Origin of the sequence: Candidatus Jettenia sp. AMX1 (assembly GCF_030263775.1) — a bacterium.
Classification (GTDB): domain Bacteria; phylum Planctomycetota; class Brocadiia; order Brocadiales; family Brocadiaceae; genus Jettenia; species Jettenia caeni.
Map to the genome: position 1 here is coordinate 42,160 of NZ_SZPP01000041.1, position 9,744 is coordinate 51,903.

Sequence of the window (9,744 nt, forward strand, 5' to 3'; positions counted from 1 at the left end):
TTGAGAGTAAAAGTCGCTAAAACTGCTGGGTTTTGTATGGGCGTCCGGAGGGCGATGGACACCCTTTTAGACGCTGCAAATGAAAAAAACGGTGATGGTAAGGTTTACACAGATGGACCCCTCATCCACAATCCGCAGGTACTCGAATATTTAGAAAAAAGAGGGATTCAAATTGTTAATGGGCAGACGGATCTCTCGAAGAGTACGGTTATTATAAGGGCGCATGGTATTACACCCGGCCGCAGAAAAGAGATCGAACAGACGGGCGCAAAGGTCTGTGATGCTACGTGTCCTCATGTAATGAGAGTCCAATCAATCATTAAAAAATATGCTGCACAGGGATATTCAACGGTAATCGTAGGGGATAAGGGGCATGCAGAGGTTATCGGTTTACTGGGGTATGCAGAAGGGAAAGGATACGTTATACAGGAATTAGAAGAAATTGAATATCTTCCGCCTATGGACAAGGTGTGCATTGTAGCCCAGACAACTCAGGACAGACGGATGTTTAAAGAGGCGATAGACAGGCTCAAGAAACGTTATTCTCATTGTGAGTCATTTGAGACTATTTGCAGTTCCACGTATAAACGGCAAGACGAGGTTATCAACCTTACCAAATCTGTGGATGCCATGATTGTTGTTGGCGGAAGAGGAAGCGCCAATACCACACGGCTTGTTAAAATATGCGAGTCTCAGGGGACTCCGACAATTCATGTGGAAACTGATGCAGAGCTGGACCTCGATAAGCTGAAAGATTATGATACCGTCGGTGTAACGGCAGGCGCTTCAACCCCTAACTGGATGATCAAAAGAGTCGTTGAAAAGGTGCATTCATATAAAGTCAACCGATATGAGAGATTCTTATTTGGCATAAAAAGTATTGCCAGTTTTTTTGTTGGAAGTTGTATCTTTGTAGGGCTTGGAGCTGCAAGTCTCAGTTACGCAAGCGCTGCTTTACTGGGAATTGAACCCAGATTACATTTTTGTCTGATTGCAGCGTTATTTATATTCTCCATGCAAGTCCTCAATCACTTCTCCAATAAAGAAGCCGTGGCGCTGAATGAGCCGGTAAGGGCGAAATTATACGAAAAAAAGCAGAATCTTTTCATCGGTCTTGGCATCGCCGGAGCAGTGGCATCTTTTGTTTTAGGATTCATCATCAGCAAACCCATTTTTTTTTGTATTTTCCTTGCCAGCCTCTTTGGCATTTTCTACCGGTTGGAAATAATACCAAAGAAACTATCCCGTATTATCAGGTACAGAAGTCTTGAACAAATACCTGGCTCAAAAGAGATTTTTTACGGGATTGCCTGGGGTGTCAGCACAGCCCTGATACCGTTTCTCGGGACGAGAAAAAGTTTTGTGCCGTCACTTTCCATCGCTATCGCATTTACCTTCAGCATCGCATTTATCAGAGCAGTTGTCCTTGATATACGGGATATCCAGGGTGACCGTATCCTGGGGAAAGAGACGATTCCCATTGCAATCGGAAAGGAACGAACAAAGACGATTCTCATCATCATTACTGCATTAATAGCGATTTTGTTATCCGCAAGCCCGCTTCTTGGATGGACAACCAGCCTGGGATATTACTTACTACCCTGTATTGCTTACGCTTACGGATATCAATATCTATTTTATAAACGTATTGTTTTCGAAGGGTTACTCCTTGAGACTATTGCAGATTTCAACTTTATCTTAGCTGGTATTATTGCTTTTCTATGGAAATCCAATTATCTTTAACATATCAATAGATTATGGAAGAAAAAACACAAGGGATATTCGCTCAATTTAAGAAAGATGTCAGGAAAAGGATGTTAACAGGATTACTGTTAATCCTGCCTGTGTATGTTACCTTCTTTGTTGTAAAATTTCTTTTCAGCTTTGTAGGAGGCACCCTTGCTCCGATCATAAAAAAAATATTACAATTTTACGGTGTTGCCTTGCCAAGAAGCTCTGTCGATGAATTTATTATTACATTTCTTGGGCTTATCCTTACGTTTATATCATTATACTTTATCGGCATCTTTGCAGCTAATTTTGTCGGTAAAGCCATTATCAATTATTTTGAGAATCTGTTAACAAGAACTCCTGTCGTTCGAAATATATATTCATCAGTAAAACAGATAATTCACTCAATAAGCTTGCCTGGCAAACAAGCCTTTAAACGCGTAGTCCTTATAGATTTTCCGAAAGAAGGTACAAAATCAATCGGATTTGTTACCGGTGTTACAGAATATAACCACGGGAAAAAACTTATAAACGTGTTTATTCCAACGACTCCAAATCCGACAACAGGATTTTTGATATATACCACGGAAGACTTAGTTACCGATACCAACCTTAGCGTAGAAGAGGCGTTCAAAGCGCTCTTCTCAGGAGGTGTCCTGACACCTCCTGACATAACATCGGCATTTAGAAAAGCGGATACTCAGAATAAAGGTTAAATGAATTCTTTTCACGGGAGTGCATGTCGGCTGGTGTCGGCGACGGACTTCAAATCCGGTCTGTCCCGCTTTTAGCGGGATAGGTGGGTTCGATTCCCACACGCTCCCGCCATTAAACCTTTATTTATTAGCGTATTATGACTTCCCCCCCTAAAAAATCGTTACCAAGCCGTCACCAAATCGCATATATATGCTTTACCATGCATACAAAAATATTCTTAACTTTACCCATAGAAAAAGTATTATAAGAGCATCCTAGAATCTATTTCCCACCTTAGATATTCTATCTTTAGAAAAGAATACGCAACCATGATTTAGTTGCATTCTTTTGTTTTGAATACTACAATAAAGCTTGGATATGAAAACATTAGTACAGGCAAGACGGCTGGGTCAAGAGTGACCTTTATGAATCCTGAAACTAAACACATTATTAAACTTCATAAGCCGCATCCAAGACCTGAACTTAAACGATACCAGTTAGATTATATAGAGGAAACACTGCGAGACAAAGGGGTGATAGAATGAAAAATGAAAGATGTTTTAACATATAAGGGGTTTATTGGGTCCGTCCATTTCAGCGCTGAGGATAAGGTCTTTCATGGAAAGGTAAAAGGTATTGATGACCTTGTAACGTTTGAAGGCTCTACCGTAGAAGAACTTATAAAAGCATTTCATGAAGAAGTAGACGACTATATTAAACTATGCAAGGAGCAAAGCAAAGAACCTTTAAGATCGTATAAGGGTAGTTTTAATGTCCGCATATCTCCAGAGCTTCATAAGAAGGCAGTGGAAAGAGCCAGGACATTAGGTATAACCTTAAATAAACTTATCCAAATGGCTGTAGAAAAGGAAACAATAGGGAAAGATTAATTTTAAATGATCTTTAACAATTGAAAATACTAAGTATTTGAGAAACAAGGACATAAGGAGAGTCTAAAAATTCTTGGCGCTACCGTTCGTCCTTTTCTCTTATCTTTTTATTTCTCAAATACTCGTTAGGCTAAGACCTCTCCATTGAAATGCCGGGATAGTGGTCTGTCAGTGGCTCTTTGTCCCGTATTATCCGGTCTTGTTTCCGGATGTCTTCCCGTAAATACTTCGGCAGATTAAAGAGGGCGTGATGGGTAATACTATCGTAGAAACGCAGTGTAGTGGTGAGCCTTGATGAAATCCTGGTATCAATCTCATCACCTGTAATATCCAGGTTGCCCGGATTATGCGTTGCCATAGTAAACCCCCATTGCAATGCGTAAGAAGGAATGTAGGTAACATAGGGATATACGTGAGGAAATACCTTATTAAGGGTATTACAGATACTGGTAAACACGTCATTCTCGGTAAGAGAGGCTGCTCCAGACTGCACAAGGAGTATGCCACCCTTATTAAGTCTTTCAGCAATAATTTGATAAAATTCCAGGGTAAAAAGCATAAAAGAAGGACCTTCCTCCAACGGATCATTCACGTCTATAATAACGACATCAAATCGTTCCTGTGTCCGTTCCAAATATTTTCTGCCGTCTTCAATTATAAGCTCTGTACGGCTATCGTCGAATGCGCCCGCATGGAATGAAGGAAGATGCTTCCTGGCGCATACAATCATTTCCCTGTCGATATCGACCATCACGGCTTTTTTTATCGCCCTGTAACGAAGTGTTTCTCTGAGAGTTGCACCTTCACCCCCCCCTAAAATAAGCACACGTTCCGGACATGGATGTAAAATAAGGGATGGATGCACGAGCGCCTCATGATAGATAAACTCATCCGCCTCTGCTGATTGAAGTTCATTTTCCAGGATGAGACATCTTCCATAATTATACGTATCTACGATAATAATTTTTTGAATCCCGGATTGAACCTGATACACAACATCCTTGAAGGCATGCTTATGCAGTTCGTAACCATTAAAATAATCTTCTATCCAGCTTCCTGATATTTTTTCCATAGAGCCCTTTCATGTAGGGTATAAAAAGAGTTGTATTCACCATAATCTTATATTTTCCTGACATGCAGGGTAAGGCTTTAGCCTTGCAAAAATGCAAACCGAAAGGTTTGCCCTACCTGTGCTTTAAAGCTCCTGATTCGTTTCCGTTGATATATTCGCTTGTATCTTTTTAGTCAAAAAATTTCCCCTTTTTAGTTCCAGGATTGAAATCTCTTTTGCCTGGAATGCCTGTATTATATGAGAAGCAGCATTTTGCGGGTCGATTGTATTACCGCAAATAAAGATGTCGGCAGCGGCATATCCATATTCAGGCCACGTATGAATAGAGATATGCGATTCAGCAAGTATGGCGACACCGGTTACACCATAGGGACTAAACCGGTGACATACCACATTCACCAGAGTTGCCTTCATAGACTCCGTAGCTTTGGTAAGGATCTCCTGTATACCATCGGCATCATCAATAACATCCTTACAACATCCCCACATCTCCAGAACGATATGTCTGCCCAACGTATCCACTACTTCTCTCCTCGTATTAAGCTGCACAAAATCAAAATGTACCGATGGAAAAACGGTTTGATTCTAGAATGAATTGTTAGACTTGTCAAGAATGAATCCAGAGCAGAAATATTTTGACAATTCAAATTTCATCCTGTATAGTGCTAAAAAATTATGAAGAATACTGCCAGTCAAAATACCCTTCAGTCACTTCTGAATCCACACCCTTATTAATCCCCCCTACCCCCCTTTAGCAAAGGGGGGAATAGAGAGATTAGCAAAGGGGAGAATAGAGAGAAGTTTTCATTGACACCAATGAAGTAATGAGACAATGGGAGAATAGAGAGATTGGCAAAGAAGGAGACCGAGAGATTTGTAAAGGAAGAGACGGAGAGGCTTGCAAAAGAGAGGACGGAGGAGTTTGTAAAGGGAGAGATGGAGAGATTAAGAAAGGGGAGAACTGAAGGATTAATAAAGGGGTGTCCAGGAGAATTAGTAAAGGGAGATGGTGAGGATTTGGGGAGGAATTTAGCGTTATTCTCATATCACTTTGTTGGCGTGGGTGGCATTGGCATGAGCGCCATCGCTCAGGTACTGAAGGAACAAGGCCACACGGTTAGTGGTTCCGATAGAAATTATGACAAACACATTACCCCTTATGTATTTTCCAAACTCCTGTCTCAAGGCATTTCACTCCACCCTCAGGACGGTTCGGGTGTTAACGAAAACACACATTTTATCGTTATCTCTTCCGCCATCGAAGAAGAGAATCCGGATATTAAAAAAGCCCGGCTGCTTAACAAAAAGATTATAAAACGCGCTAACCTCCTGGCTGAGATATTTAACCATAAATATGGAATTGCTATCGGAGGAACAAATGGAAAGACTACCGTAAGTTCTATGGTCAGCTATATCCTTGATTATGCCAACCTGTCCCCTACTATTATTATAGGTGGATGTATCAAAAACTATGTTGATAAAGTCCATTTAGGTAATGCAAAAACGGGCACATCAGACATCATTGCCATAGAGGCCGATGAGAGTGATGGCAGTATCGTCTCTTATACACCACAAACATCCGTCATTACGAATGTGTCTAAAGACCACAATACTATCGAAGAGATATCGAAGATGTTTGTAACCCTTTCGGAAAATACCAGGAAACTGCTCATTCTCAATGCCGATTGTCCTCATTTGAGAACGATACATTTTAAGCATAAAAACATCGTTACCTATGGGTTACATAATGGCGCTGCTCTAAGCGCAAAAAATATAACTTATAAACCATTCCAAACCTTGTTTGATGTAAATGGTCAGTCTTTTGAGATACATCTTCCCGGTTCTTATAACGTATCAAACGCACTTGCAGCTATTGCCGTTGCCAGAAGTCTGAATATCCCCGATAGTAAAACATCTGTAGCGCTCAAACAATTCAGGGGTATACAGCGCAGGATGGATAGTATCGGAGAGGTTCATGGAATAAGGGTGATAGACGATTATGCCCACAATCCGGAAAAAGTTAAGGCAGCAATACAGGCAGTAAAATTACACTATAAGCGTATTATCGCTATCTTTCAACCTCACGGTTACGGCCCTGCCAATTTTATGAAGGAAGAACTCGTAGAAGCCTTTGTTACCGCCCTCTCCTCTCAGGATATTCTCTTTATGCCGGAGATATATTATGCTGGCGGCACTGCCAGCAAAAATATCTCTTCTGCTGATATTATTCAGCAGGTAAGCAAAGCCGGTAAAAAAGCCTTTTTTATTGAAAAAAGAGACGATATTATACCAATAATTGAAGGACAGACCCATGAGGGTGATTGTATCCTTGTCATGGGAGCAAGAGACTATACCCTTACTGAATTTTGCGAAAAAATCCTGCAGGGTTTGATACAGAAAAAGATGCTGAAGAATTATAGCATCCAGGAGATGAAACAGAACAGAATATGATGCAAGAGGTAGGGTAGAGATATACTCAAGAGGTTCACAATTTGTGATTTATAAACTTGATACCTGGTAACCATAATCTTACGGGATGGCACGGACAAGCTATGCTTGTCCGTGTTTTTGTATACCGTTTCATGCTTTTTCACTTGTAATGATTAGACTTGTATTATCTATTCAAAATAGACAATTCGTAACCAATGCTGTGCTAGTTCAACACGGACAAACAAAGTTTGTCCGTGCCACCCTGTTATTAAGGAAAAATTCATATTTTATGAGCATCTTGAGTATAGTGCTGGTGCATTCGGCGTAAAAACCAACGCCTTAATCTACCCTACTCATAACTATAGCATATCTTAAGTTTTGTAGGGCAACTCTTTAGTATTGGTTCTCCTGAATTAAGCTCTTTCTATGGTTTGCAAAAAATGTCGTGCTAAATTTGGATTGGTTGCAAAGTGGACATGGGTGTAGGCGGCCAACACACGGTCAGTAAAGAGGCCATCCGGATGTGATGTCTTATCACCATATTTAGAAACATTGTATGCATATGATGTACCTTCGGGCACATGCAGCGATGACCAGTGAAATTCATGCGCTCTGAACACATCGCCCTTTTGACACAAAAGATTATCATGCATTGCCTGAACATTACTGTAGCCTAATCCCTGCCGCTTATTCTCCATCCTCGTTGCGCCTTTCAGTATCCCGCACATCTCATGCGTTTTCCCTTTAAAATCTACCAAATGCTCAAGCAGATACATCATCCCCCCGCATTCTCCATATATGATCGCGCCTTTCTTATGGGCCTTCCGTATCGATTCCTTCATTGTTGTATTCGAAGCAAGCAATGCGGCATGAAGTTCCGGAAATCCACCGCCAATATATAAGCCTTTGATATCAGCGGGTATATATTTATCATACAAGGGACTGAAGTACGTAAGCTCCGCACCGTACAATTCCAGGAGATCAAGATTATCCTGATAATAAAAATTAAACGCCTCATCCGAGGCAACAGCAATCCTGAAATGAAACCTCTTATCTATTTCCCTGAATACCGTCCTCTCAAATGCAGGGAGGCTGTTTGGCGCAGATGCAATACTGAGTAATACATCAATATCAACCGTAGCCGACAGTATATTTCCAATTTTTCGGTACGTTGACTTTGAGAATTCCTGCTCTACTGATGGCACCAGACCCAGGTGACGTTCCGGTAATGCTATCTCCTCATCAAACGGCAGGTATCCCAGCACAGGAATATTGCAATTTTCTTCGATAGATTTCCTGAGAGAAGTGTAATGACGTTCACTTCTCACCCGATTTAAAATCACACCCTGGATTTTCACCTCTCTGTCAAAATGTTTATATCCCAGGATAACAGCGCCCGCGCTTCTTGACATCCCTTTTGCGTCCATTACCAGTATTACGGGCATATTCAATATCCTGGCAAGATGCGCTGTGCTTCCGAACTCCGTTCCATCCAGGCAGCCATCGTAGAGACCCATCACCCCCTCGATCACAGCTATATCCGAGTCCATGAAAGCATGCCCGAACAATTCCAAACAAACATCCCTGCTCATAAGCCATGTATCAAGGTTGCGGGAGGGACGTCCGGTAACAGCCATATGATGTAAGGGATCAATATAGTCAGGTCCTGCCTTAAAACCTTGCACCTTATATCCCTTCTCCATGAGTGCAGACATCAGGCCAAGGGTGATAGTTGTTTTTCCTACCCCGCTGTGTGTTCCGGCGATTAATATTCTTGGAAAATCAGGTAACATATGATTCATAAGTCCTTTTTTACTGTAAGAAATTATCAGGGAGATAAGAATTTCAATTCTGCAGGGCAACCCTTCAGAGTTGCTATCCCGGCGCATGTATTTTGGCAGGGAAGCAAGGCTAAAGCCTTGCCCTACGTCGCAGACACCGTTTTTTATGAGGAGAGACCGTAAGTTTTTACATCTCTACTGCTAAAGGCAGCCTGGTTTAATACGAAAAGATTTCAAAGCAATTCCGGAGTAACAAGGCGTACCTTGCCACTACACATTATGAAAGTAAAGCATTGTACATTGCCAGTCGCCATAGGAAGACGGTTCCTACCTTTGTGATCTGAAGGTCATCAAAGTCCTCATGAGACTTCGTACCTTTCTTTAAAAGTCAAAAACATGAGCTTCTGGTTTCTCTCGTGGCGTATTCTAGCTGAAATTTGTAGTTCAATCAATAAGATTAAACTAAACAAAATATAATACAGTATTTACCCTATAAGAACAACGAGAATTGCTCAGTCCGTTTTGGGTGGCGCTGACAAATTCTGTTTGTCAGTGTTTTCTCTTCCCTATCCCTGTGTGTATTCAAACAGGCACGGACAAACCCTGTCCCTGTATATCTTGAACAGGGATGGTTTGTCCGTGTTCAACCTGAGAGATGCGGTTATAGTCACAAGGTAAGATTTATTTTACTTATTAAGGTGACACATATGCCCATAATCCCCCTTGATCCCCCTTTAAAAAAAGGGGAAATGGTGAATGTTTTAAAAAAGGGGGAAAAGAAAGAAGTCTCCCTTTAGGAACTTATCCTTACCCATAAACCAGACTGCCCTGGGCAGCAGCTCATAAGAAAACAGCATGGCGTAGGGCAAGGCTTTAGCCTTGCCTCCCCGCCTGAATACATGCGCACGGGATGGCAACCCTGGAATTGTTTTGTAAACCAAATACTCTCCCGTGTATTGATCAATCTTTACCATGTACACAAAGGAGAGACGCAAGATGTTGCGTCTCTCCAGGGGAATGAATCCACCCCTAAATCCCCTCCCAAGAGAGACTGTGTCATAATTACCCAGAAAGGGTTGGATTCGTTCTTTAATCAGAGAGAAAAATACTCTCGGTGAAACATGATCTGCATATGTGTCTCAAA

At 41.4% G+C, this 9,744-nt stretch carries 8 protein-coding genes and 1 tRNA gene; 6 read left to right on the forward strand and 3 right to left on the reverse strand.

The genetic code is table 11. The features are described 5' to 3' along the window. The 5 genes from ispH to FBQ94_RS12745 all read left to right on the forward strand — a co-directional run bounded on the left by ispH (position 1) and on the right by FBQ94_RS12745 (position 3,317). Entirely contained in the window at positions 1 to 1,743 is a 1,743-nt protein-coding gene (gene ispH / locus FBQ94_RS12725; RefSeq protein ID WP_285442173.1) for a 4-hydroxy-3-methylbut-2-enyl diphosphate reductase, read from the forward strand. Positions 1,744 to 1,757: 14 nt separating this feature from the next. Next, a complete protein-coding gene (locus FBQ94_RS12730) occupies positions 1,758 to 2,447 on the forward strand; it encodes a DUF502 domain-containing protein (protein ID WP_007219915.1) in 690 nt (229 codons plus the stop codon). 15 nt (positions 2,448 to 2,462) lie between these two features. Further along, a tRNA-Sec gene (locus FBQ94_RS12735) sits at positions 2,463 to 2,559 on the forward strand. Between the two features lie 221 nt (positions 2,560 to 2,780). Continuing rightward, positions 2,781 to 2,972, forward strand: a complete 192-nt coding sequence (locus tag FBQ94_RS12740; RefSeq protein WP_040543051.1) for a type II toxin-antitoxin system HicA family toxin — start codon at positions 2,781 to 2,783, stop codon at positions 2,970 to 2,972. A gap of 3 nt (positions 2,973 to 2,975) precedes the next feature. Further along, on the forward strand, positions 2,976 to 3,317 hold the full coding sequence (locus FBQ94_RS12745) for a type II toxin-antitoxin system HicB family antitoxin (RefSeq protein WP_007219916.1): 342 nt from the start codon (positions 2,976 to 2,978) through the stop codon (positions 3,315 to 3,317). Positions 3,318 to 3,447: 130 nt separating this feature from the next. Here FBQ94_RS12745 and speE read toward each other — a convergent pair whose 3' ends face one another. Continuing rightward, a complete protein-coding gene (gene speE / locus FBQ94_RS12750; RefSeq protein ID WP_007219917.1) occupies positions 3,448 to 4,389 on the reverse strand; it encodes a polyamine aminopropyltransferase in 942 nt (313 codons plus the stop codon). A gap of 123 nt (positions 4,390 to 4,512) precedes the next feature. Beyond that, a complete protein-coding gene (gene speD, locus FBQ94_RS12755) occupies positions 4,513 to 4,911 on the reverse strand; it encodes an adenosylmethionine decarboxylase (RefSeq protein ID WP_007219918.1) in 399 nt (132 codons plus the stop codon). A gap of 327 nt (positions 4,912 to 5,238) precedes the next feature. Here speD and murC point away from each other — a divergent pair, with 327 nt between their 5' ends. After that, the gene (murC, locus tag FBQ94_RS12760; protein WP_007219919.1) at positions 5,239 to 6,840 is read left to right on the forward strand and encodes a UDP-N-acetylmuramate--L-alanine ligase; all 1,602 of its coding nucleotides are present in this window, start codon (positions 5,239 to 5,241) and stop codon (positions 6,838 to 6,840) included. 392 nt (positions 6,841 to 7,232) lie between these two features. Here murC and FBQ94_RS12765 read toward each other — a convergent pair whose 3' ends face one another. Further along, complete coding sequence (locus FBQ94_RS12765; protein WP_285442174.1) at positions 7,233 to 8,621, reverse strand: cobyrinic acid a,c-diamide synthase CobB; 1,389 nt, start codon at positions 8,619 to 8,621, stop codon at positions 7,233 to 7,235. Positions 8,622 to 9,744: the final 1,123 nt, after the last annotated feature.